Genomic DNA, 23,823 nt, shown 5'->3' on the forward strand with positions numbered 1-23,823 from the left:
ATAGAAACATGAAGAAAAGCATGCCCCCCGCCATCGCACTTTGCGCCGGCGTCATGGTCTCGGTGACAAGCCTGCCGGTCTCCGCACAGCAGTTGAGCAGCAATGAAACCCGCGGGACACAGCTTTCCGGACAGTGGCAGCACAGCCGGGGCGTTGTGACGCGCGGGCCGGACGGGAAGGTGATCTTCCTCTATGGCGAGGTCCAGCCCTCGGTCGTCTGCTCGCCGTTACAGGTCTGCGACATCGAACTTCAGGCCGGCGAGATCGTTCGGGACGTCCTTGTCGGCGACACGGTGCGGTGGAAGGTCGATCCGGCGACATCCGGCGCGCCGAACGGTCAGGCAGTGCATCTGATCGTCAAACCTGCCGAGGCAGGGCTCATGACGTCGATGGTCGTGACCACCTCGCGGCGGACCTATCACATTCAGCTCAAGTCTCATCCGACCCAGTACATGGCCCGTGTCGGCTTCGACTACCCCGAGGACATCAATGCACGCTTCGCCGAGATCAACGCACGGATTGAGGCGAGCGTCGTGCCCGGCGCCGGCGTTCCCGCCGACCAGCTCGACTTCTCCTTCCATGTCAGCGGCTCGGCCCGCTGGCGGCCGACCCGGATCTATAGCGACGGCATGAAGACCTTCATCCAGTTTCCGTCTTCGCTCTCCGGTCAGGATGCACCGGTGCTGTTCGTCGTCTCCGGTGGCGAAAACCGGATCGTCAACTACCGGATGAAGGGAACAATGATGGTGGTCGACTACAATATCGATCGAGCGATCCTCGTCTCGGGCGTCGGGCGCCAACAGCAGAAAATCACAATCCGGCGGGGAGGGTAGGGGATGTTGGGCCTATTCTCTTATGTGCGTATTCCCGCCGCCTTCCTTTGCCTCTTTCTGCTTGCGGCTTGCCAGACGATGGGCGGAGCCGGATTGATTCAAAGCGAAGTCACCGCCGAACTCTCAACCGAAGCCGCAATTTCGATTGCCGCAGACATGGTGGCGCGGCTCGCGGAGCATGTCGGACCCGGAAATACGACAATTGCGCTACGTGGCAACGACGCGGTGTTCGGCCCAGTGCTCGAGACGAGCCTGCGGGAAAAAGGCTATGCCGTTGTGACCGACCAGGCGACAAATCAAACGGCTGTGGAACCGCTGGCCTATAGCGTCGATCCGTTCGAGGACGGTATGCTTGTGCGGATCTCGACCTTGAAGGTCGAGCTCACACGGATGTACACGCTCGGCACGACCGGAGCGGTGCCCGCAAGTCCCTTGTCCGTCATGCAGCGGAGATTGGCGGGCGGCTCATGACACAATCGCTAAAGCTTGGTGGCGCCGGTGCCGAGAGTGGGCCAAGAATCCGAAGACTGAATCGTGTGCCGATCATCGTTGCGATCATCCTCATCGTGGTCTTTCTGGCGGCGATTTTCTTTGGCCTCTCCTCGAGGGGATTGCATTTCGGGGACCGGCAGATCGACACGTCTTCGTCGCAACCAGCCTCCAATGATGCCGAAAGGCTCAAACAGGGCGTACCCGACGGGATCATCGGCGAGCCGAAGGTCATTTCGATGCAACCGACGCCAGCGGTCGAAAGTGAAGAACCCACTCGTAACCCGTTCACTCCACCCGACCAGAATTTTCAGAAGACAACACCGCCGCAAACCCCAGCTATCGAGCCCGAGGCTGTGTGGCGCGCCCGGTTGCAGCGCGAGCAGGAAGAACAGATGCTCCGCGAATATCATCGCCAGCAGATGGCAAGCATTCAGGCTGGGGAAGCCGCTGCCAACTCGCCGACAGCCGTCAATCTCAAGGGCCTCAATAACGAGAATGCTATGCCGGTCGCAGCATCACAACAGTCCGTTTCACCTGCGGGAAGGTCAGGCAGTGCAATGGATCTATATGGCACTGCGTTGCAGGCCGGCATTGGTGGACAGGTTGCCGATCCGAACGGGCAGGTTGGGAAGGCACAGTTCTTCAACCAGGATATCGCCGATCTCGGATACCTGCCGAATTCGGTTGTTCCGCAAATGTCGCCCTTTGAACTTAAACGGGGATCGGTCATTCCGGCGACGCTCGTTACCGGTATCAACTCCGATCTTCCCGGTCGCATCACTGCCCAGGTATCGCAAAACGTCTATGACAGCGCGACCGGCCGGCGACTGCTCATCCCGCAAGGAACAAAACTGTTTGGTCGCTACGATTCCAACGTCTCCTTCGGGCAAAACCGGGTGCTTGTCGTCTGGACCGATATCATCTTTCCGAACGGATCAGCTCTGCAGATCGGCGGTATGGCTGGCACCGATGCCGCCGGCTATGGCGGGTTCAACGACAAGGTCAACAATCACTATCTCGAGACATTTGGCTCGGCGATCCTCGTCGCCCTGATTGGCGCAGGGACGGACATGCTGCTCCCGAAAGACACCAGCACCGCGACAACGACAGACAGCGCGGCGGATGCGGCCAGGCGGTCCTTTGCCCAGACCTTCGGGCAGATCTCGCAGCAAACCGTGTCGAAAAGCCTCAATGTCCAGCCCACGCTCGAAATCAGGCCGGGTTATCGCTTCAACGTTCTGGTCGATCAGGACATCGTTTTCCCAAAAGCCTATCAATGAATCTGAGGTCGGAAATCCCGACACCTCAACGTGGCGGAGCTTGTTTCCGCAGCTCACCACCATGCCGGAATTTTATCATCTTGAACGAGCTCCTCCTGCAATTGATCGATATGCTTTCATTGCCGCTTGAGGAGCGGGCAGCACGGCGCGCCTTGCGGGATTTCGCCGAGAGCGCCGGTTTCGACTATTTCGCTTACCTGCATCTGCGTGGGCAAGAGAGCTTTGCTGTGTCGAACTATCCCAGGGAATGGCAGGAGCACTACGTCCAGAAGAACTACATTCGAGTTGATCCAGTCGTCACCAAGGCCAAACATGGGCCGCCGATATTTCAGTGGTCGGCGGACGAAGCCAGACGAATTGGAAGGCTCGATGTAAGGCAATTCTACAAGGATGCGGATCGGTTCGGAATCCGCTCAGGCCTGTCGGTCTCGGTTCCTGTCGGCTTCAAGAACAGGATGGTGTTCACACTGGCCTCCGGTAAGTCCATTGTGTGCATCGACGAGGACCCCGATCCAGTCACTGCAGCGATGGCGCTCGCATTTATCCATTCCCATCTCGCCTCGGCGACCCAGGATGCTGCCCTGGCTTCAGACATCCGACTTTCACCGCGCGAGGCCGAATGCCTGCGCTGGTTCGCAGACGGCATGTCGATGCCGGACATCGCAGAAACGATCGGGATAGGATATCGGTCCGTGCGTTCCTATCTCGACGAGGCAACGCGAAAGCTTGGAGCGGCCAACAGCCGGCAAGCCGCCTCGATCGCGATCCGGCTGGGGCTGATCTAGCGGTCTGGCTCCGACGCTTCGAACCCCCACGCGAGCAATGTTGGGATGGCCACAATGGAGACAAGCTGGCCTGTTTCATCGTGTCTCAAATCGGAAAGCTGGGCGGAGAGCAGACTTCGCTGCGGAATGCATGAACGGCGAGATTGGGGTCGGGAACCGACTATGCGGTATACCCCGGTGTCCTGAGTTTGCTGACGTCAGTCAGGACTTGATCGGCAATGGTCGCATAATCATTGCTCCCCCTGCCATCCGAGAGTTCCGAAACCGAATGCAAGTATCCGCCGTACGCAAACATAGAGCGAACGCAATTGGGGTGCGCCCCGCATTGATCTGGCGCCGACTCCGCACTAAGGTGCACTAATGCAGTATACTCAGAGCCAGATTCGCGAATTGATTTCCATTTCAGTGGATGCTTTTCGCACATGGCGGAATGCTATTCCGGCACTGAGCCTACACAAAGGGCATGCCCCTAGCTTCACGCCGGGGGACGTTGTCGCGATAGCGATAGTCGCCGAACTTGTCAGACATTTCGGCGTACGCGTCGGAACGGTCGGGGATCGTTTCGATCTGCTGTTCAAGGAGTGCCGGGGAAAGTCTTGGCGCTCGCTTGAAAGCTGCGTCGCTTTGATCGAAATCGACAATTTCCGCCTTGTCGACGCAAGTGTAGCCCACCGCTGTTCGCCGGACGCCTCAAGCCTCTGCGTGCCGTGCGCGCCAATAATAGCACGACTACGCTCGGCCCTCACTGCGACTGAAGTCGACCAAGAGCAGGGCCATCTGCAGTTTCCCCCCACCTCAGTGGCTGTGCAGCCGGAACGGCGCGAGAAGCGAGCATGACCCCCACTCTGGCATCCGCATTGGCGCCAGAGTGGAAAGACCGCTTGGGGCTCACACATCGGCGCTCGCCTGAACTCTACGAGTCGGCCGAGGCCGTCAGCGACGTGCCGCACGCAGCGGCTATCCGAGCCGCCCTCAATGAAATGGGTCTATCGGCGATCTTCTGCGTCCAGGGCGTCCCGACGGTCGCGATCCTGGAAGCCGATCACTACGACCGCGCCGCTATTACTGATCTTCACGGCGCACTCTGGAATCAGGGCCTGGCCAGCCTGTTGCTGGTTATCGCCGACGATACGCTCAGAGCGTTTTCGCTCGCCCGTACTCCGTTGAGCGATCCAGGCGACGCCTTCGAGACCCGCTGCCTCATCGATAGCCTCAGCCTGACGACCGAAGCGCTGCGGTTTCAGAACCTTATCTACGGCGCAGAATCCGGGCGTCTCTGGAAGGATTACGGTGAGTATTTTCCCCCGAAAGAACGCATCGATCAGGTTCTCCTCGACAATCTGAATGCGTCCCATGACCTCCTGCAAAAGACCGCGCTCGCTCCCGATGCGGCCCAGGCCCTGCTCATACAGGCGATGTTTATCGCCTACCTTGAGGACCGGGAGATCGTAACGCCCACCTACTTTGCCGCCGTTTCCGAGAAGAGCGCGGAGAGTTTTTCGGCGCTGCTGGAAACCGGCGACGTTAATCTCTTCCGGTCCCTCTTCCGGACCCTCCACGCGGATTTCAACGGCGATCTGTTCGTCGCGCCGTGCTCCTTCGAGGCCACGGGCGAGGCGCCAGAAGTCACGCCTGCGCATCTGGCGATCTTGGCGCGGTTCCGGTCAGGCCGTGAAGAAATGGCGTGTTCCGGACAGCAGCGGTTCTGGGGCTATGACTTCCGCTATATCCCGATCGAGCTCGTCAGCGCCGTCTACGATCGGTTCCTGGGTGAACGCGAGACCGAACGCCGCGCCAACGGTGCTTACTACACGCCCATGTTCCTCGCCGACACCGTCGTTTCCCAAGCGTGGGAGATGTTGCCGGATGCGACAAAGACGACAGGGAACTTCCTCGACCCTGCCTGCGGTTCAGGCGTTTTCCTCGTCCGCTCGTTCCAGCGGCTATGCGAACACTGGCGCGCCAAGCACAAGACGCAGTCGATTTCCTGGAAAACGCTGCTGTCCTTGCTCAGCCAAATCCATGGCTGGGACTTGAATGGCGGCGCCGTTCGGGTTGCCGTGTTTTCGCTCTACATCGCCTTGCTCGAAGAGGTGTCGCCACGCGACATCCGCAAGCTCATCACTCGCGGGAAATTCCTCCCGGAACTTTGGGGCAAGAACCTCGTCTGCTGCGACTTCTTCGAAGTGTCACCTGACGGCGCCCGATACGAGGTTATCATCGGCAATCCGCCATGGACCAGCCGCCGCGGTCCGGCCCGTTCGTCTGTGCAGTGGAGCAAAAAAAACGGCCATCCCATGCCCGGTGGCGAGGACGCCTGGGCATTCAGCTGGAAAGCGCTGTCGCATCTCGCCGACGGCGGACTGATCGCGTTCCTGCTGCCGGCGATGGGATTTTTGCATAACCACGCCCAAAAGACGGTCGAAGCGCGTGATGCGTTCTTCCGGAAATCCCAAGTCCGCCGCGTCATCAACTTCGCCGACCTTCGCTTTCAGCTTTTCGAGAAAGCCCATCGCCCGACAGCTCTGATCATCTACGGCAGCGCGAATGCGGGTAATTTCCCGTATCGCTTCGACTACTGGGCGCCGAAGGCCGACCTCAACCTGCGCATCAAGCGTGTCATCACGCTGAGCAGCGCGGACAAGGCCTCGCTCGGGGTAGGCGCGGTTCTCGATAACCCGCTCATCTTCAAGCAGCGCCTTTGGATGCGCGAACCGGACGCCAAACTGTTCGGCTACCTCGCACGGCTTCCCAAGCTACAGGCCTTCGTCAATGATTTTGGCGGCCTAAGCCGTCGCCGCGAAGAGCCGGGCAATCGCTGGGTGATCGGGCAAGGCTATCAGCCCTTCAATGAAGACAGCGATAGCGATGCGCCTCCACTCGAAAGCGCGTATGTCGGCCGGCTGCCGGACCTACCCATTGCGGCCTACTCACGCCTAGCCCAAACTGTGGAAGGCTTAATACCGGCCGCATCGTCGACGGTTCGTCGTCGCGGGTTCGAGGCCGGGTTCGATGGCTCGCGGATCCTTATTCCGCGTGGGGTCGAGACGTCGCAGAACCGTCTTCGCGCCGCCTATTGCGATCGACCTCTGACCTTCCAGCATATCTTCCAGGCGATCGTGGTGCCGGAGGGCGAGAGCGACCGTGCCAAGCTCCTGACCGCGATACTCAATAGTCGCATAGCGGTTTGGTATGCTTTTCACGGCACCGCTTCGTTCGGGTCGGATCGACCCGAAGTCCAGCAAGCCGACCTGCTACGATTGCCATTTCCATCACCCGACGATGTCCCCGATCACGCCGCAGCCGCCCAAGCCGCGCTGAAGCTGATCGCAATTGTGGACGACGCACGCGAACGCTCCAACGAGCCTTTCTCGATGCAGGTCGGCGACGGCGAGATCCTGCGGACAATCGACCGACTCTCGTACCAATACTTCTGCCTGTCGCCCGATGAAATCGCGCTGATCGACGATACCGTTGAGGCGATCCTTCCTGCCCTTCAGCCCCATGAGGGCCATTTCCCGAAACTCTGGCGCGCGCCTGACGAACCGCAACGCGCTCAATACGCGCACACATTGTCGGCCAGCCTCTCGGTCTGGTTCAAAGGCAAAAAGATCGATGCGCGCCTTGTCGCGCGCGGCGCTGACCTGGCGATCCTTCGCCTTCAGCTGGGCGGCCATGAAGACTATGCCGAAGATGCGGCCGGCGAGCTCAGCGACGTACTCGAGCAACTTGCAGCCCACATCCACAGGCCCCTCGACGGCAACTTCCAGCTCATGCCGGATCTGCGCGTTTTCGTCGGTGACTGCCTCTACCTCATCAAGCCTATGCAGATGCGCTTCTGGCTGCGCTCCACGGCGCTCGCCGATGCGGATGGAATAGCGCTCGACCTCCAGCAAGCTGCCGCCGCGCCGCAACAGCGGGGCGCGGAGTGATGCTGATCGGTGATGTGCAGGGATGGGTCGACAACTTCGTTTCGTTTGACGACCGCTTCCTCGAGAGGATCGCGGCAGCGTGGCCAGAGTGCATGGCGGTTCTTCCCGAACAGCCAGGGGAAGATGACATCACCATCAACCTCGTCGATCGCCTCGCCAAGGACGTTGTGGTGCGTCGGTTATGCCATTGGGTCGAGTATCAGTTCGAGCCGTTCGGCCTAGCGGCTGACGGGTCGAAATACAGCAAGGGCATCATCGACATCGCCGTACTCTTCGACTGGGATCGGGAGAGATACCTGGCTTATGAGTGCAAGCGGCTCAACGTGATCAACGGCGGAAGCCGCAGTTCCCTGGCCACCGTGTACGTCACACAAGGCATGATGCGTTTTCTCACCGAGCAGTATGCCGAGCAGCTGCCTGTGGGGTGCATGCTCGGTTACGTGCTCGACGGCGACGTGCCCTTTGCCAATTCACGGATTGCCGACGTCATCGGCAGCCATGTCCCTCTCGCCCTCGCTGAGGGGCCTACACCCCTTGCCGCGATCGAAGCGATCGAGCGCTTCCACACAAGGCACACCCGCCAAACCGGATCACAGATCGAACTTCGCCACGCGCTATTTTCGAAGCCGTCAGCGGTCGCGACAAACGCTTGAGGAAGGCGTGCTTAGGGGCCTCTCGATTCTTGAAGCTTCAGCGCGCCTTGTACTGATCGATGAAGTATAAGAGACGAAATCATGGAAGGCCGCGACTGCCAATCAAGGGAAACTTGACGCGATCGGCCACCAATAACGGGAGGTCGGCTAAAATGTTTATTGAGCGGCTCAGTCTGACGAATTTCCGTTGCTTCGGACCAGTTGCGACAAGCGTCGATCTAACCTCCGGCCTCACCACCTTTGTCGGCGTCAACGGCGCGGGCAAGACCGCCCTGATGCAGGCCCTGCAGCGCCTCTTCGGCGTGACGGGCGATCAGCGACGACTGCGGCGTCAGGATTTTCACGTCCCTTCCACCGAGCTTGTTGCGCCACCCCAGAGACACTTCGTCTTAGAGGCAATGATCGCCTTTCCAGAACTAGACGCCGACGGCGCCGGTGGCGCGGCAATTCCGGAATTCTTCCATCAGATGGCCGCTGAAGAGGCGGGCAAGCTGAAATGTCGCCTGCGTCTCGAAGCGACCTGGACCGATGACGGTTCGCTCGATGGTGCGATTGAACAGAAATACTGGGCGATCCGGACTTTCGGGGCGTTCACCGACCCTGATTGCACCGAGTTGAAAGCCCCCGACCGGGCGCGGATCCAAATGATCTACGTTCCAGCGACGCGGGACGGCGCCTCCCAGGTGACGGCCTTTCTGCGCGGCAGGCTGTGGCGCGCCATCAACTGGTCGCAGGAGTCCGCGACACGTTCACAAACGCCGGCGCCGCCTTGAACGGCGCTTTCGCCGGGGAGCCGGCCGTCGATGTGATTTCCGCAGCGGTGACGCGGCGGTGGCAGGAAGTGTACACAGCCGGGACCGACACGACGCCGCTCTTCCGCCCGCTCGATCTGCGTTTTGAGCATTTCATCCGGAAGGTAGAGGTGGTCTTCCGCCCCGACGAGGTCGGCCGGGAGCGAGCCCTTGATGATCTGAGCGACGGCCAGAGGTCGCTCTTCCATTTGGCGATGACCGCAGCGACACTGGACGTTGAAGCCGGGATCGTCGCCGATCCTGCTGGAGCCGGTTTCCAGGCTGGCGGCGTACCGTTACCGGCGCTCACGCTCATCGCGATCGAAGAGCCCGAGAACAATCTCGCTCCCTTCTATCTCTCCCGCATCGTTCGGCAGATACAGGACCTGACGAAGTCGCCGCAGGCGCAGGCCGTAGTCTCCAGCCATTCCCCGAGCATCCTCGCCCGGGTTGATCCGACGCAGGTCCGGCACTTCCGGCTCGATCCGCACGATCGAACGGCCCGAATCCGCCCGATCAACCTCCCCGTCGGCGAGGAAGAGGCATCGAAATTCATTCGCGAGGCCGTGCGGACCTATCCCGAACTCTATTTCGCGCGCTTCGTCGTGCTGGGAGAAGGTGCGTCCGAGGAGGTCGTTCTTCCCCGTCTCGCCGAGGCGATGGGGCTCGACATCGATCGATCCTTTGTCGCGGTCGTTCCGCTGGGCGGTCGGCATGTGAACCACCTCTGGCGACTGCTGACCGATCTCGACATCCCCTACGCCACCTTGCTGGATCTCGACTGGGGACGTTCTGGGGGTGGGTGGGGACGTATCAAAACGGCCTGCACGCAACTGCTCGCAAACAACGTCACGCCACAGGCCATCTTCGGACAGCATCTCAACCCCCAAGGGCCAGCCGCCAATCTGGCGGCTTTCGATGCTCTGCCTGTTGATTTCCACCCAGAAGTGACCCGGATTTTCCATCGAGAACTGACCCACCTTTAGGTTATGTTTCGTGGGTCAGGCTTTGGTCAAGGCATTAGTTTACTCCTTGGTTTTCCCCGCAGCTGCGGCCGAACTGGCCTTGAAGCGGAAGCTGTCGTTTCCGGTCTCCAGGATGTGGCAGCGGTGAGTGAGCCGATCGAGCAGCGCGGTTGTCATCTTTGCATCACCGAAGACCGTGGCCCATTCGCTGAAGCTCAGGTTCGTGGTGATGACGACGCTGGTGCGTTCGTAAAGCTTGCTCAGCAAATGGAAGAGTAATGCGCCGCCTGACGCGCTGAATGGCAGATAGCCAAGCTCGTCCAGGATCACGAGATCGAGGCGGGTGAGGCTTTCGGCAAGCTGTCCGGCTTTGCCTTTTGCCTTCTCCTGTTCGAGCGCGTTGACGAGCTCAATAGTCGAGAAGAAGCGGACCTTGCGGCGGTGATGTTCGACGGCCTGCACGCCAAGGGCTGTCGCGACATGCGTTTTGCCAGTCCCGGGGCCGCCGATCAGCACGACGTTCTGTGCGCCGTCCGTGAACTCGACGCGATGAAGTTGGCGCACCGTGGCCTCGTTGATCTCACTGGCCGCGAAGTTGAAGCCGGACAGATCTTTATAAGCCGGGAAGCGGGCAGCCTTCATGTGGTAGGCAATGGACCGGACCTCCCGCTCAGCCACTTCGGCCTTCAGCAACTGGGTGAGCATTGGCACCGCGGCATCAAATGCCGGTGCGCCTTGTTCCATGAGGTCGGTGACGGCCTGGGCCATCCCATGCATCTTCAGACTTCGCAGCATGATGATAATGGCACCGCTGGCGGGATCATGACGCATGGCGGCCTCCGGCGGTCCGGGCCCGCAGGCCATCATAGCGTTCGACATTGGCCTTTGGCTCACGGCGCAGAGCAAGGGCCTGTGGGGTGTCGATGTCGGGCGCGCCGATCGTCTTTCCGTCGATCAGACGATGCAGAAGGTTCAGCACGTGAGTTTTGGTTGCGACCCCCTCAGCCAGCGCCATTTCCACGGCGACCAGCACGGCCTGTTCATCGTGATGCAGAACCAGCGCCAAGATGTCGACCATCTCCCTGTCACCGCCAGGTTTGCGCAGCATGAGATCTTGCAGCTGTTTGAATGCCGGAGGGAATTCGGCAAAGGGGGCACCGTTCCTCAATGCGCCGGGCTTGCGCTGAAGGACGGCCAAGTAGTGGTGCCAGTCGTAAATCGTGCGTGGTGGGAGTTGATGACTGCGCTGGATCACGCGCGTATGCTCACACAGGATCTGTCCTTCGGCGGCAACTACCAGCCTGTCCGGATAGACGCGCAGACTGACAGGGCGGTTCGCAAATGACGCCGGGACGCTGTAGCGATTGCGCTCAAAGCTGATCAGGCAGGTCGGGGACACCCGCTTGCTCAGTTCGACGAAGCCATCGAAGGCAGGGGGCAATGGCATCAGCGCGGCTTGTTCTGCGACCCAGACGTCGGCAACGCTGCCCGGCAGCGCTGCATGCGGAATCTCAGTCCACAGCGCGACACAGCGCTGTTCCAGCCAGTCATTCAGTGCTGCGAGATCAGGAAAGCTCGGCATGAGTTGCCATAGACGATGTCGGGCGTCCTGCACGTTCTTCTCGACCTGTCCCTTCTCCCAGCCGGCAGCGGGATTGCAGAACGCGGCCTCGAATAAGTAGTGGTTTGCCATCGCAAGGAACCGCATGTTGACCTGTCGGTCCTTCCCGCGACCGACGCGGTCAACCGCGGTGCGCATGTTGTCGTAGATGCCGCGCTCCGGGACACCGCCGAAGACCCTGAACCCGTGCCAGTGGGCATCAAACAGCATCTCATGGGTTTGCAGCAGATACGCCCGGACCAGAAAGGCCCGGCTGTGCGACAGCTTGATGTGGGCAACTTGCAGCTTGGTGCGTTCGCCGCCGAGAACTGCAAAATCCTCGCTCCAGTCAAACTGGAACGCCTCGCCCGGACGAAACAACAGGGGGACGAAGGTGCCGCGGCCTGTCGTCTGCTGATCTCGCTGCCGATCGGCCCGCCAGTCACGTGCAAAAGCCGCAACCCGATTGTAGGACCCGTCAAAGCCGAGAACCACCAGATCGGCATGCATTTGCTTCAGCGTCAGCCGCTGTTTGCGAGACTTCCCCGCCTCCGTCTTCAGCCAGCCGGCCAGCTTCTCGGCGAACGGATCGAGCTTGCTTTGCCGCTCTGGCGTCGCGAACAGAGGCTCGATCATGCCCGAGTTCAAATACTTCTTGATGGTGTTGCGCGACATTCCGGTCCGCCGCGCAATCTCGCGCAGAGGCAACTTCTCTCGCAAAGCCATACGTCGGATGATGTTCAAAAGTCCCATGTGTATCACTCCAATGTCCCCCGTTGCGCATGGCGCAGGGGGAAGGGTCACATGGGTCAATTCTCAATGGAAATTAGGCCGCTACCCGGGTCACTTCTGGGTGGAAATCAACACTCTGCCGATCGAGGACACTGCGAATATCACAAACTGGATGAATTGGCTGCGCCAGTTCAATGTCTTTTTCTGCACGCCCCTCGACCTCGACTACTCGATGCTGAAGGCTCTCCCGCTCGCCTATCAGATCGTCGAACCCGGCCGCCAGGGGCCCTCGCCTGCAGGAGAGCCGCGCACGGCGGTTCTCGGCGACGACGGTCTGCCTCACCTGTACGCTGCCGACCATGACGGTTTGATGCGCTGGTATCGGTATCTATTCCTGGGGCGCGGCAAGCCCAGCACCCACGTTCGGGTGTTGAGTGCACAAGATCCGGCTGCCCTCGCAGCCACCGCTCCCGAAGAACTGCGCGCACTCCTGACCTCAATTGTCGCTCGTCTCACCCCGCCGCCTCCTGCGGGTGCCTGATCATGCGCCTTATTCGGCCAGAGGACTGGCGCCCGAGCGGCATTAACGATCTCGAACCGGTGGCGTGGAATGCCCTGCGCCACGCCGGCTCGGCGTGTGTGGTCGCAGGCCCCGGCGCCGGCAAGACCGAGTTTCTGGCCCAGCGCGCCGTCTATTTGCTTGAGACGGGCCTCTGCCGAGCGCCGCACCGCGTGCTGGCGATTTCGTTCAAAACAGATGCAGCCAACAATCTCGGGTCGCGCGTCCGCCAGCGGTGCCCGCCAGAGTTCGCCAACCGGTTCGTGTCGGTCACCTTCGACGCCTTCACCAAGAGCCTCGTCGACCGCTTTCTCAACGCCATCCCCGCCGACTGGCGCCCGACCCGGCCCTACGAAATCTCCTTCCCAAAGCGCAAGGCGATAGAGGGCTTCCTCACCCTCGCCCGGCTCAGTGCGCCGCCGGAATGGCAGGCGGAAATCGCCGGCTACAGCGCGAGCGACTTTGAACCCAAGATCGTCGGTAGCTATCGGCTGCCCATGGGACCTATCGCGCCCCAGAACGCCGCCGAGTTCGCCATCGCCCGCTGGTGGGCAACGCAACTACGGCCAGACCAGCCCTCTGCACTTACCTTCGTCGGCATCAACCGGCTCGCGGAGCTGCTGCTCCGGGCCAATCCCCACATCCGCCGGGCGCTCGTCGCCACCTATCCCTTCGTGTTCGTCGACGAATTCCAGGACACGACCTACGCGCAGTACGACTTCCTGCATTCGGCGTTCTCTGGCGGGCAAACCATCATCACCGGCGTAGGTGACGACAAGCAGCGGATCATGGTCTTCGCCGGTGCGCGTCAGGACGCCTTTCAGCGGCTGCAGGCCGATTTCGGCGGAGCAAGGTTCCCCCTCCTTTTCAACTTCCGTTCCTCGCCGGACCTGGTCGCGATCCAGCACATCGTCGCGCGCGCTCTCGATCCGAACACCGTCCCCACGGTCGCTCAGACCGCCCGTCAGGTCGATGGCGACGTGGCTCAGGTTTGGTCCAGCCAGACCATTGCGGCGGAAGCCGCCCACCTGGCGCAATGGATCGCCAATGACATTGCCACCCGCGGCCGGGCACCGCGCGACTACGCGCTCCTAGTGAAACAGAAGTCCGATGATTATGAGCATGAACTCGCTGGAGCCTTCGCCGTTCATGGCCTGCGGATTCGCAATGAGAGCCATACTCTCGGCAAAACCTCGCTTCAGGATTTGCTATCTGATGACCTGAGCCGGCTCGCGATTGCGGTCTTCCGCCTGGGCGCGACACGCCGCGCGCCGGCCGCATGGCAGCTGGTCTCGTCTTCTGTCCTGGCGTTGCGCGCTACTGGGCAAGACGATGATGCGCGCGCGGCCAAGGTCGAGGTGGAACTCAGCGCATTTCTCACTTCCTTACGCACCGACATGGCGGCCACCGCCCCGTCGCGGCAAAGTGCTCTCGATTTCGTCAGACGGGTTTTCGAGTATCTGGATCTCGGGGCGATCGCACGAACCTATGCCGAATATGGCGTTGGCGACATGCTTCAGATCATCCTTGAAGCTTTTTGCATCCACTTCTTCGCTTCCGCCGATGGCGCCCCGAACTGGATGGCCTGCCTAGATGCATTCGAGGGGGTCAATCAGATTCCGATGATGACCGTCCATAAGAGCAAGGGGCTCGAATACGACACCATCATCTTCGTTGGCCTCGACGACCGTGCTTGGTGGGCCCACACCCCAGGCGACCCCGAAGGCGTCGCAGCGTTTTTCGTCGCCCTCTCGCGGGCGAAACAACGCGCCATCTTCGCCTTCTGCCAACAACGCGGACAGCGAAACAATGTGGCTGAACTCTATCAGCTTCTGACTGATGCGGGCGTGCCTGAGATTGCGATATGACTGGGGTAGATCTGGCCAAATAGTGCGCGTCAAGGCCAAGCTCGGGCCAGATGCTGGATTGCTGGCCGAAGGATGGTGGAAGAACGATGCGAAGTTACCCGCTATTCCGACGATGCTTCGCTGACACAGCCAACAAGTCGCCGGCAAATACCGCCGTATTCCCCACTAGCATCTTGGGATACAGTTTCGGCCTTTAACAGGCTCCCACAGTCTCTGCTTCCAGATGAAGGCAGACTTCGTCTCTACGATCGGCACGGACGCGGGCTGCTGCCAAAGCTCGTCGGACAGGTGGAGGGCAGCTCTCGTTGCGTAGCCACCCCATACGCGAGCCCGCTACGCGTGAAGGTGCGTGAGGGCGCAAAACAATCGTTAAATGAATCGGTCTTTGACGTCGACATCGGGCCGTGAGTGGCGGTTGGTCCGAAAAGTCCAAGGTCTCGAAGCCGATCACATGACCGCGTGATGGCAGGTTAGGATGCAATGCGCTCGGCACAGATTGCGGCGACAGCTTCCTGCAGCGCTCTAACATGGTCCAGCAGCCACGTGAGTTCCTCAACTGTGATTTCGTATGCAGGCGAATAGCGTGCATCGACATAGGCGCGATCGAGGCGAGCAAATGCGCGCTTTGCGAACTTGGTGTCATTCGGCCATACGCCTATCAACTGCGGTGCTATCCGCTCGGCCTGCGAGCGCAGGAACTTCAGTTTGTGAGATTTGGGGCTGTAGAGGGCCGTAACCAGAAGAACGCAGTGATACAACCGTTCTGCGGCCTGATGGAGCTGAAAGGCTGCTTCAGGCAGGTTTCCGCGCTCGGCAAGGAATGCGGAGGCGGCCTGAAAAGCACCAGCGCTCGGAAACCAGTGCTCGTAATACCGTCTTGCCTCCGCGCGCGCCTCGTCTGGCTCAAGCGATTTTGGCGACGCAAGGGGATAACCTTGCAGTTCACAAAGGACGATTCCGTCGCGGGCGATATCGATGAAGAAGGGGCGCCCCTGCGCGAGTTGCGAGTTCACCTCCTCATAGGTGTGAACGATGAAGTTTACGGGCGCAGTCACATGATGGGTGATCGCCAGTTCCTGCACAAAGCGTTCGCCCGCTTTCTCCCAGGCTTCATACTGATCGGCAAAATGACTGTAATTAACGATCACCAGTAGATCGTAATCCGACAGATAGCCACTTTTGCGGTCCTCTACCCAGTCCCCGCGGGCATAGGAGCCGAATAGGATGAGCTTGAGAATCCGTCCGCGCTTGCTCTTCTCGGACAGCTTGGTTTTCTGGACTTCTTCGAATTCATCGAACAATATTGCGGCGACGCGCTGCAGTTCGCGCTGCTTGCGCTCTGGCAGGTGTGTCAGCCTGTCGATGTTCATCGAAAAGTCCTTCAAATCCAATTCGTCATAGAATCGCAGCCTTCGGGCGAATGCCGCTGGCTGTCCAGTCTTATCAGGATCACACGGTCGTGCGAAAGGCGCATGATCTCGTCCGGCTTAAAGAGAACTTCGGCGCCACTTGTGTCATCCGGATTATCTCGGCAATCCTGCCGGTAGAGATCCGCGCCTTGTCCCGCAGCCGGGTCTTGTGGGACTGCAGGCCCTCGATCCCTGCCTCCGCAAATCACTCCTGCCAGCCCCAAGCGGTTGTCTTCAACTTGCCCGAAGGGGTCGTGATGGCGTGGGTGCCGAGCCCCTCGTAGGTCAGGAGGATGATCCGCGCCCGCCAGACATGCTTCCGGGCTGCGTCCCGATCAGAGATCGAGTGCTTCAAACCTATGGTGGTTCGAAACCGAAACAATCATGGCAACCCCGTGCGCATGACAAAGATCCGGACGGACGAAACCAGATGGGAATCCCAATTCGGACTCTTCCGTTTGGGTCAATCCACTAACGTTCAGACTTGAGCGGGGCGGCTACTGGCGGGTCATGTCTTCCGGGAGTGGCGGCATATAACCCAGCTTGTTGATGACGGTCGCAGCGATCGGATGGTGGGCCTTCATCATGACGAGCGCCAGGCGATATTCATGTCGGCGTTGGTCAACCAGGGAATCCTCACCACTCCTTTGTTCAAGGGTATCGAGCAGTTCATAGAGCTCTTGCGCTTTTGCCAACCGACACCGTTGTTCGCGAATGATGTCGATCGCAAGTCGCTCAAGCTCGTCTTGCTCGAGTTCCGCGAGAATCGTTTCGATGGCATTCTTTGAGCAATCGGGTTTGAGTTCAAGGCTGCGGATATCCGGCAATATTGCACCACCCCTTCGGCTTGGTCCGCGGTGCGCCCCCGCGAACAAACAAGATCTTGACCCCAAGCCGGGGGTTAGAAAACCGCCACAGACGGTCCCTGCGACCTTTAGCACCGAGGCACCTGGACATACGTCGCAGGCCCCCGGCCAATGGCCAGAGGATCCTCGGTGTCGGGTCGGCCGACACCAAACCGCTGTGGTGGGGTTTCTACGCCCCGAGGCAGCGCGTCCCGCCTCGGGGAAAAGCATATTTCATCAGGCTAGCGAACGCCAGACGCCAACCCGCATGTTTGCATTGAATTTATTCGACACTCGCAAAAAGTGCGGTTGCCGACGCTGGAGGGATTGCACCATCAGCGAGAACTGATGAACGAAAACTGCCCACCGCTCCAAGCCGTGACCGCATGGCATCACTCATATCGAACAGACCAGCATAGGTCATGGTCTTCCCGATCCGCACTGGCGTGCCCACTTGTTCGAAGCGGCAATCGATCGACCTGAAAATGCGAGCCATTCGGGCGTCGAAGACCGATACGATGTGTTCGATACCGGCCCGCTGGGCGGCTTCAACCATCCCGCACAAAAGCTCGACGGTGATTCGGTTGACCAGGTGGTTCGCTTCTGCACGATCCCTCGCCTCGAAGATCCGCGGATTGACCGCGAATCGTGAGCTTTCCCAGATCAACGGGCTTTCGACCGTACCACCAGGCATCAGCACGGAAAATACGTCCCTGAGCATGTTGGGGCCAGTCGTGGGGAGCAGACGTACAGCGCCACGGAGTTGTCCTGATCTCTCATCGAGCGACAGAAGGTAGAGAGGGGTTTCGGAATCGAACCGGTCGATCTCCCGGCCGTTTTCGACTGTGACGTCCCAGCCGAGGCGACCAGAAAAGACTTCGGCCCGCATACGAAACATTGCGTCAAATAGGTCGGGATACTTGTCCTGATCGGCACTTTCGATTGCGAATATCATGATGGTGGTCTCCGTTCATTGATTGATGACGGAGACACCAGTTACCGGCTGGGTTCTGAGACGAACATCCGGTCCAACAGCGGAGTTTACAAGGGATCGAAAAGCAGCCCGGCTCTATGAGCTATCGAAACCGCATGAGTATTGCTCGTGGCATGGAGCTTGTGGCGGGCGCTCTCCAGATAACAGCGCACGGTGTGCTGCGAAAGGCCCAGAATGACAGCACATTCCCAGGCCGTCTTGCCCTCGGCGATCCATTGCAAGCATTCCAATTCACGCGGAGAAAGACTGACCGGTTCGTTCGCATGCCCCTTAATGCTGAGCACACGATCATGGATGTGCATCGCAAGGACCTGAAAGTCGCGCATATAGAGTAATTTCGCGCTCGCCCAGTCCCGGGCGGAAAGATCTGACGTCACGGAGAACAAGGCACGATCGCCGCGGCGGCCGTGCACCGGAACTGTCAGTCCGCGGCTCCCGATACCGAATTCGCCGGCTTCACCAAAAAAGGTCTTCAACCGCCCCGTAGGCTTTCCGAACTCGTCCCAATCAAGGGGAAGCATACGGTGAAATCCAAGACGAACAACAGGATCGACATCGACATACTGCCGGTTCTTGTAGTGCGCGACCCACTCGGGAGGATAGGTTACGGCGAGGTAGGGATCGGTCTCATTTTGACCGGTAACGCTGACACCAAAATAAGCAATGGTATTCAATGCGTATTGGGATGCCACGTCTTTCAAAAACCGGATAGTTGAATTCCGGTCAGCAACATCTGAAATTTTTGAGAGTGCGTCCATCAGATCGGAATCTGCGATATTCTCCAACGTCCTACCTTTCCCGGAACCTGAGATTCGGACGCAATATTTCCATTATGAGTCGCATATGCAATGCATAGTTGTCGAACTGGACAAATTCTAGATCGTCAGCTTCCGGGCGTTGTTTGATGGGGAATCCTGTCAGGTATTAAAGGCGATGACGAGCGGCACGCCGAACAGCGACGCCCAGGCCAGGGCGGCCGCCTTCTGGATTGCAACGATGTTGGTGTCGCCGGTCCACCAGCCATTGCCGGTTGCCACGATGACGCTCGGTTTGTAGATCATCGATTGCAGGATCGGCCAAACCAGGAGCTGCTCGTAGCAGATCAGAGGAGCGATGAGCGTCCCGGCAAAACTGCCGGCAGGCTTTCCAAAGACATGGGCCGTTGCGCCACCCGATGTCCAAGGTTGCCACATCGAAACCGGCACCGGCATGCGCTCGCGGTAGACGATGTGCGCGCCTTTCCCAGACACCTCGATCATCGCATTGTCATAGCCCACAGCTCCAATAATGATCGCACCTCCGTTCACCGTCACATCAAGGTCCTGAAGTGCGCGGACCCAGAGGTGTTCGGTAGTCGGCGTCCAGATCCCGAAGGCGCTTTCGGGAAGGACGATGTTCTTCGCGCTGGCTTTCGCCGCATCCTGAACCAATGCCAACGTGGCGAGATGCTGCGCATAATCTGCGTGTTCACCGGGAGAGGCATAGTTAAAGTGCGTGTCGATGCCGATCCAGCCTTCCGGTGGATGCGGTTCGCTCCAGTCTAAGGACGACAAGGCGAAAACAGCTCCTATGACAAGAGCAACGATCGGCCATGCCCGCGTTGTCATCGCAGATAAAGCGTGAGCCATGGCAATCAATCCAAACCAGCCCAGATCTGGAAACAAGACGCCTGCGGCCGTGATTGGGTTTGCCCACCCGATGATGCCAAAGGGCGGAACGCTCATCAGGATCCATGCAAGCGCGTAGCGCAACGATCGGTGCCATCCAGATTTTGAAGTCCAAAGCATGCTGTGCACGAGTACGAACAGAAACGAGGCCGCGAGCCACAGGGCAAGCCCGAGCCACATATCACTCGCGTAGAAGATTGAGACGCCAACAGGCAGCCCGTGCGATGCTGCAAGGAAATAGGCCAGCGCCACCAGCCCCGCGACCAACCGGTTGGGTGCTAACGCCCAGAACGTTGGAAACAGGACAGCGGCGGGCAAGGCCAGCACCGCGCCACTCCAGGCAATTGCACCGACAGTGGCGCTGCCTGCAACAAGACCGATGCTGATCAAGCCTTCACGGAACGAAGGTGAGGACGGGTGTCGCCAGCCCGAGAACACCGGCGGCCGGGATCGGCCCGAAATATCGTGAGTCATAGGAACCTTTGAATGGTGAGTGGAGAAACAGAAAACCCGGCGGCACTGCACCACCGGCGTAGGGCGTTATCGGCCTGCCCGAACCATCGTGTGGCTGGACCGCGGATCGCGGCAAATCCACTCCGTCGATCACGACAGACGCGCCGATTTCAATCGACTGTCCGGGGAGTGCAACAACGGTCTTGATCAACGGACTAAGCCAGCCTGGGCAAATGCCGCGGCGCAGATATCCGCGCTCACGGGCCCGTCGAAACTCGTGCGTTAACGGCGGACAGATGAAGATGCGATCCCCAATGCTAATGGCGCGGCTCAGCATCTCTATGCGCCAGATCCCGAGCGGATAGCTCGGTGTCAGATTAATCCGCAGCCCCATCCCATAGGCTGCGACAAAAAGGGCTACCGGAAGGAAAAGAAGTGCCGTCACTATGGCAATACGTCGCCTCCGTGTCATTGCTTGAGCCCCAGGCTCTTACTCTGCGTTTGCCGCAACGCTTCCGATTCCTTCAGTGCCTGCTGGGTCCGCTCCTGAGCGGCCAACTGCTGGCCGGCCCGCATCAGCGGCCAGGCGACTGCAAGCTTTTCCCTTTCGCCCGGCGACATGCCTTGGGCTGCCTTCTCAAAGATCGAACCCGATAGGTCCTTGGCTCCATTGCTGAGCAGCGTCCGTTCCCCGAACCGTTCGGAAACGGCCCGGTTGAAGCTATCAAGCTCGGCCTTCACCATGCGGTCGGCCAGTGCAAACCCAACTGCTGCCGGCAGATCGTTGCGATCTATGGCGTTGCGGATCTTTTCAATTGCCCGGGCCGCGGCCGGCGACAGGGACGGAATCTCGATCGAGGTTCGCTTGCGGTGTCCCTCTTCTTCCAACCTGTAATTCGCGACCGCCTTCTGGCGCATGTCGAGGTAGCGCTCAAGGTCACGACGGAGCGCCGGCACGTTGACCTCCGCCACACGACGGTCCTCCCGGTCCGCTCGGCTCGCCAACAGTCCTTCCCGACCGCGCAGCGCGCCGAAGCCCGCGGCGTTTTGTTCGATTTCGCCAAGACGCTGGCGGGCAACGCTCGCGTCTTCCAGAACGGTCTCCATACGCATCGCCTTGAAGGCGGTTCCTGGATCCGCATAGACAAGACGAATACGGTCAGAGAGATTGTCCCACTGCTTTTGCAGGGCCGGATCGGACTGCAGCTTTTCGGCGACCGCGTTGGTGATCGACATTGTAAAACTTGAGACGCCTTTGACCATTGGCCCGGCCTTTCTGGCTGTTTGACTGGATTGGTGAAGTGGATGATCGACAAGGCCGAGCTGCGCGCCGGCGGTGCGAAGCCGGACGCTAAGATCGACGAGTCTCTGTTTCTGCCGGATGGTCCATTGCACCCGGTCACGCAATAGCGTCCGGGCAACGCGAACGAGATGCAGGCCGCGATTGTTGGCGAAGCGGAGCGCCTGGGCATAGAACCGGCCGCTTGCATAATCGAGGGTCACTTCCTTGGCGTTCTTGCGGGAGAGGATCTTCTCAAGTCCACCTGCAAGGTGGAAGGGTCGGCTGCCGTAGTAGAGGGCCAAGCCCTCCCGGTGCCGGGTCATCGCGACATAGGTAAGATGCCGGTCGAGCGAGAGCGAGGCGAGCACCTTTACGCGGTCGACGGTTGCACCTTGCGATTTGTGGATCGTCGTCGCATAGCCATGATCGAGATTGCGATAGAATCGCTGATCGACGTCCACGCGGTGCACGCCCTCCCCCTCGCCGACGGCCACGGCGATCCTGCCGGGCGCTGCCTCGACGACCTTGCCGATCATGCCGTTCTTGACGCCAAGCGAGCCTTCATTCTTAAGGAACACGATCTGGTCGCCAACGGCGAATCGCCGGGGTCCATCCTCGGTCTTGAAGGCGTGGCCTTCTTCGATCAGACCCCGCTCAACCAGCTTTTCGCGCGCCATCGAATTGAGTTGACGCACATCGCGGCGCACATGCGCGAGGATCAGTGTCGACTTCTCCGGATCGTAATCGCGGTTCCAGTCGGCAATGAGGGTTTCCAGTGCCTCAGCCTTCAGCGTTTTTGCGATCAACCGGCCCTTCCCGCCGTAAGCAGCGAGCGCTTCGGCAACGCGCCCGCGCGCCAGGTCGAGCGAGGCGGCGCGCATCCAGTCTTCTTTCTGGCGATAGATGGTTTCGAGCTCGGCATATCCGGTGCGTTCCACGATGGCACGGAAGGCGGCACCCGCCTCGATGGGCTGGAGCTGCTCGGCATCTCCGACCAGGACGAGTTTGGCGCCGGCTTTGGTGATGGCTTCGACGAAGGTCGCCATCTGCCGGGACGACACCATGCCCGCTTCATCGAGCACGAATATCGTCTTGCCATCGAGACGCCGGCGTCCCTGTTTCCAATTGAGTTCCCACGACGCCAGCGTACGGGAGGGAATGCCCGCCTCTTTCTCCAAACCCTCCGCCGCCTTGCCTGCAAGCGCGCCACCAACAACGTTGTATCCGGCCAATTCCCAGGCTTCGCGGGCAGCCTTCATCATCGTGGTCTTGCCGGCCCCTGCGCGGCCCACCACGGTTGCTATGCGCTCGGCTCCCGCCACATGTTCGATGGCCGTCCGCTGCTCTTCCGACAGCCGGTCATGCCGGGAAAAGACGGTTTCCAGGACTTTCGCCGCAACCGCGAACCCGTCCCTTCCCGAAAGCCAGTTTGCGCGGGAAATCATTTCGGCTTCGAGCCTGATCATCGCACGGGTCGTGAGGCGCGCCGGAACCCGTGCCCCGGTCGCAAAGTCGATTGTCTCGTCAGTGAGTTTCAGGCACTCCGGGCTTTCCGTAATCCGAGTGAGAAGCCGCCGGAAGCGCTCGGGATCGTCGACATAGCGATGCAAGACCTTGGCGATGTCGCGCTGATCGAAGACGCTTCGTTCTGACGTCAGTATATCGAAAACGAGTTCAGGCCTGTGCTCGATCCGGGCAGCGTTCCTTTTCCGTTGGGCCTCATGCAATGCCAGCCGTTCGAGATCGATCCTGGTTCCCGCATCGCTTGCCTTGCGCTGCAGCGCCTTTGCCGCAACGCCGATATGGGTTGTCGGCTCGATGTCGATGCTGCGTTCGGCGTAGGACCGGCCATCGACACGGATTTCGAGACCGGCCATTGCGAGGTGATGGTTTTGGAGATCGAGCCATCTCTGCCGCTGTTCGAGGAATTCCGCCTTCTCGCCGGACCAAAGTTTGTATTGGATTTTCCCGGTTTTGGTTCGAACCGGGTTTCCATCCGGGCCAATCACCGCGACCTTCTTGGAACCGAACCCGTCCTGGGTGAGCGAACGCAATGTCGTCATCAGATGGATATGCGGATTGCCGCGATCGTTATGGAAGACCCAATCGGCCACTTGCCCGCGAGCGAGCACCTGCTCTGAGACGAACTGCTGGACGAGCGCGATGTTCTGGTCGCGAGTAAGCTCGACGGGCAAAGCGACAATGAATTCCTTGGCGAGCTGGGCGTCGTTGCGTTTTTCGAATGCCTCTACCTTGTTCCAGAAGGCTTCCGCTGCCCCGGCAACCGAACGATCGGCGATCATCTCCCGCACCCATTTCGGCGCATCGGGGGGCAGCAGGAATTCTTCGTGGGCGAGGTTCTTCTTGTTGGAATAGTCGACTGTGCGCGCTTCCGCCTCGTGGCTCATCTTCGCGCAATGGCGATAGGCTGCGGACAGAACGGCGCTGCGGCCATTTCCACGGGAAATAAGCTGGGGTGTAAAATGCGTGATCGCCACGGTTCATCAGGCTCCTGCGAGACAAGTTCATCCTTGTTCCGCAGGCTGCCGCCCCGGCCCGACTGGGACCGCAGCGAGCCACGTCGCCCCAGCGACGTATTACTGCGCCCTTGGACGCATTCCTTCGGAACGCAGGGATGATCTCTCAAAGCGTCGGATCTGCCGACCCGGCATTTCTGCCGGGA

Annotated in this window: 21 protein-coding genes; 10 read left to right on the forward strand and 11 right to left on the reverse strand. The window is 59.9% G+C overall.

Annotated features, from left to right (window positions below; all coding sequences use genetic code 11):
• The first annotated feature begins 8 nt into the window (after window positions 1-8).
• The 4 genes from trbG (at window position 9) to OEG84_RS24395 (ending at window position 3,390) form a co-directional block, all read left to right on the forward strand.
• A complete protein-coding gene (gene trbG, locus OEG84_RS24380; protein WP_267656473.1) occupies window positions 9-833 on the forward strand; it encodes a P-type conjugative transfer protein TrbG in 825 nt (274 codons plus the stop codon).
• 3 nt (window positions 834-836) lie between these two features.
• Window positions 837-1,304 carry a conjugal transfer protein TrbH gene (locus tag OEG84_RS24385; protein ID WP_267656474.1) on the forward strand — a complete coding sequence of 156 codons (468 nt, stop codon included), beginning with the start codon at window positions 837-839 and terminating at the stop codon, window positions 1,302-1,304.
• Complete coding sequence (gene trbI, locus OEG84_RS24390; protein WP_267656475.1) at window positions 1,301-2,605, forward strand: IncP-type conjugal transfer protein TrbI; 1,305 nt, start codon at window positions 1,301-1,303, stop codon at window positions 2,603-2,605. Before OEG84_RS24385 ends, trbI begins: the two co-directional genes overlap by 4 nt.
• An 80-nt stretch (window positions 2,606-2,685) precedes the next feature.
• On the forward strand, window positions 2,686-3,390 hold the full coding sequence (locus OEG84_RS24395) for an autoinducer binding domain-containing protein (protein WP_267656476.1): 705 nt from the start codon (window positions 2,686-2,688) through the stop codon (window positions 3,388-3,390).
• A gap of 450 nt (window positions 3,391-3,840) precedes the next feature.
• Here OEG84_RS24395 and OEG84_RS24400 read toward each other — a convergent pair whose 3' ends face one another.
• Window positions 3,841-4,062: a hypothetical protein gene (locus tag OEG84_RS24400; protein ID WP_267656477.1), complete on the reverse strand. Its 222-nt coding sequence runs from the start codon at window positions 4,060-4,062 to the stop codon at window positions 3,841-3,843.
• Between the two features lie 161 nt (window positions 4,063-4,223).
• On the opposite strand from OEG84_RS24400, the gene OEG84_RS24405 reads away from it, so the two are divergent.
• The 4 genes from OEG84_RS24405 (at window position 4,224) to OEG84_RS24420 (ending at window position 9,752) form a co-directional block, all read left to right on the forward strand.
• The gene (locus OEG84_RS24405) at window positions 4,224-7,322 is read left to right on the forward strand and encodes an HsdM family class I SAM-dependent methyltransferase (RefSeq protein ID WP_267656479.1); all 3,099 of its coding nucleotides are present in this window, start codon (window positions 4,224-4,226) and stop codon (window positions 7,320-7,322) included.
• The gene (locus tag OEG84_RS24410) at window positions 7,322-7,975 is read left to right on the forward strand and encodes a hypothetical protein (protein ID WP_267656480.1); all 654 of its coding nucleotides are present in this window, start codon (window positions 7,322-7,324) and stop codon (window positions 7,973-7,975) included. Before OEG84_RS24405 ends, OEG84_RS24410 begins: the two co-directional genes overlap by 1 nt.
• Window positions 7,976-8,127: 152 nt before the next feature.
• Window positions 8,128-8,748 (forward strand): AAA family ATPase, encoded by a 621-nt coding sequence (locus tag OEG84_RS24415; RefSeq protein WP_267656481.1) that lies wholly within the window; start codon window positions 8,128-8,130, stop codon window positions 8,746-8,748.
• Entirely contained in the window at window positions 8,745-9,752 is a 1,008-nt protein-coding gene (locus OEG84_RS24420) for an ATP-dependent nuclease (protein ID WP_267656482.1), read from the forward strand. The genes OEG84_RS24415 and OEG84_RS24420 overlap by 4 nt, the downstream gene beginning before the upstream one ends.
• 39 nt (window positions 9,753-9,791) lie before the next feature.
• On the opposite strand, the gene istB is transcribed toward OEG84_RS24420, so the two are convergent.
• Window positions 9,792-10,562, reverse strand: coding sequence for an IS21-like element helper ATPase IstB (gene istB, locus OEG84_RS24425; RefSeq protein WP_267654092.1), 771 nt, complete (start codon window positions 10,560-10,562; stop codon window positions 9,792-9,794).
• On the reverse strand, window positions 10,552-12,084 hold the full coding sequence (gene istA / locus OEG84_RS24430) for an IS21 family transposase (RefSeq protein WP_267655633.1): 1,533 nt from the start codon (window positions 12,082-12,084) through the stop codon (window positions 10,552-10,554). The genes istB and istA overlap by 11 nt, the downstream gene beginning before the upstream one ends.
• 100 nt (window positions 12,085-12,184) lie before the next feature.
• Here istA and OEG84_RS24435 point away from each other — a divergent pair, with 100 nt between their 5' ends.
• Together OEG84_RS24435 and OEG84_RS24440 are read left to right on the forward strand one after the other, a co-directional pair.
• A complete protein-coding gene (locus OEG84_RS24435) occupies window positions 12,185-12,604 on the forward strand; it encodes a hypothetical protein (RefSeq protein WP_267656483.1) in 420 nt (139 codons plus the stop codon).
• A 2-nt stretch (window positions 12,605-12,606) separates the two neighbouring features.
• Window positions 12,607-14,490 carry a UvrD-helicase domain-containing protein gene (locus OEG84_RS24440; protein WP_267656484.1) on the forward strand — a complete coding sequence of 628 codons (1,884 nt, stop codon included), beginning with the start codon at window positions 12,607-12,609 and terminating at the stop codon, window positions 14,488-14,490.
• A 470-nt stretch (window positions 14,491-14,960) separates the two neighbouring features.
• Here OEG84_RS24440 and OEG84_RS24445 read toward each other — a convergent pair whose 3' ends face one another.
• The 8 genes from OEG84_RS24445 to traA form a co-directional block, all read right to left on the reverse strand.
• Window positions 14,961-15,860 carry a HEPN domain-containing protein gene (locus OEG84_RS24445; protein WP_267656486.1) on the reverse strand — a complete coding sequence of 300 codons (900 nt, stop codon included), beginning with the start codon at window positions 15,858-15,860 and terminating at the stop codon, window positions 14,961-14,963.
• A 244-nt stretch (window positions 15,861-16,104) separates the two neighbouring features.
• Window positions 16,105-16,254 carry a hypothetical protein gene (locus OEG84_RS24450; protein ID WP_267656489.1) on the reverse strand — a complete coding sequence of 50 codons (150 nt, stop codon included), beginning with the start codon at window positions 16,252-16,254 and terminating at the stop codon, window positions 16,105-16,107.
• Window positions 16,255-16,396: 142 nt separating this feature from the next.
• The gene (locus OEG84_RS24455; protein WP_267656490.1) at window positions 16,397-16,726 is read right to left on the reverse strand and encodes a transcriptional repressor TraM; all 330 of its coding nucleotides are present in this window, start codon (window positions 16,724-16,726) and stop codon (window positions 16,397-16,399) included.
• A gap of 301 nt (window positions 16,727-17,027) precedes the next feature.
• Window positions 17,028-17,699 (reverse strand): acyl-homoserine-lactone synthase, encoded by a 672-nt coding sequence (locus tag OEG84_RS24460; protein ID WP_267656491.1) that lies wholly within the window; start codon window positions 17,697-17,699, stop codon window positions 17,028-17,030.
• 86 nt (window positions 17,700-17,785) lie between these two features.
• Window positions 17,786-18,523, reverse strand: coding sequence for a LuxR family transcriptional regulator (locus OEG84_RS24465; protein WP_267656492.1), 738 nt, complete (start codon window positions 18,521-18,523; stop codon window positions 17,786-17,788).
• Between the two features lie 132 nt (window positions 18,524-18,655).
• Window positions 18,656-19,795 (reverse strand): conjugal transfer protein TraB, encoded by a 1,140-nt coding sequence (locus OEG84_RS24470; protein ID WP_267656493.1) that lies wholly within the window; start codon window positions 19,793-19,795, stop codon window positions 18,656-18,658.
• A gap of 4 nt (window positions 19,796-19,799) precedes the next feature.
• A complete protein-coding gene (traF, locus tag OEG84_RS24475; protein ID WP_425602936.1) occupies window positions 19,800-20,303 on the reverse strand; it encodes a conjugative transfer signal peptidase TraF in 504 nt (167 codons plus the stop codon).
• Window positions 20,304-20,326: 23 nt separating this feature from the next.
• The gene (gene traA / locus OEG84_RS24480; RefSeq protein ID WP_267656496.1) at window positions 20,327-23,638 is read right to left on the reverse strand and encodes a Ti-type conjugative transfer relaxase TraA; all 3,312 of its coding nucleotides are present in this window, start codon (window positions 23,636-23,638) and stop codon (window positions 20,327-20,329) included.
• Window positions 23,639-23,823: the final 185 nt, after the last annotated feature.

Source organism: Hoeflea algicola (assembly GCF_026619415.1).
GTDB lineage: Bacteria > Pseudomonadota > Alphaproteobacteria > Rhizobiales > Rhizobiaceae > Hoeflea > Hoeflea algicola.

What these genes read in the sequence shown, in the direction of transcription:
- trbG (WP_267656473.1), top strand. Translation starts at nt 9, where the DNA reads ATGAAGAAAAGCATGCCCCCCGCCATCGCACTTTGCGCCGGCGTCATG.
- OEG84_RS24385 (WP_267656474.1), top strand. Translation starts at nt 837, where the DNA reads ATGTTGGGCCTATTCTCTTATGTGCGTATTCCCGCCGCCTTCCTTTGC.
- trbI (WP_267656475.1), top strand. Translation starts at nt 1,301, where the DNA reads ATGACACAATCGCTAAAGCTTGGTGGCGCCGGTGCCGAGAGTGGGCCA.
- OEG84_RS24405 (WP_267656479.1), top strand. Translation starts at nt 4,224, where the DNA reads ATGACCCCCACTCTGGCATCCGCATTGGCGCCAGAGTGGAAAGACCGC.
- OEG84_RS24410 (WP_267656480.1), top strand. Translation starts at nt 7,322, where the DNA reads ATGCTGATCGGTGATGTGCAGGGATGGGTCGACAACTTCGTTTCGTTT.
- OEG84_RS24415 (WP_267656481.1), top strand. Translation starts at nt 8,128, where the DNA reads ATGTTTATTGAGCGGCTCAGTCTGACGAATTTCCGTTGCTTCGGACCA.
- istB (WP_267654092.1), bottom strand. Translation starts at nt 10,562, where the DNA reads ATGCGTCATGATCCCGCCAGCGGTGCCATTATCATCATGCTGCGAAGT.
- istA (WP_267655633.1), bottom strand. Translation starts at nt 12,084, where the DNA reads ATGGGACTTTTGAACATCATCCGACGTATGGCTTTGCGAGAGAAGTTG.
- OEG84_RS24440 (WP_267656484.1), top strand. Translation starts at nt 12,607, where the DNA reads ATGCGCCTTATTCGGCCAGAGGACTGGCGCCCGAGCGGCATTAACGAT.
- OEG84_RS24445 (WP_267656486.1), bottom strand. Translation starts at nt 15,860, where the DNA reads ATGAACATCGACAGGCTGACACACCTGCCAGAGCGCAAGCAGCGCGAA.
- OEG84_RS24460 (WP_267656491.1), bottom strand. Translation starts at nt 17,699, where the DNA reads ATGATATTCGCAATCGAAAGTGCCGATCAGGACAAGTATCCCGACCTA.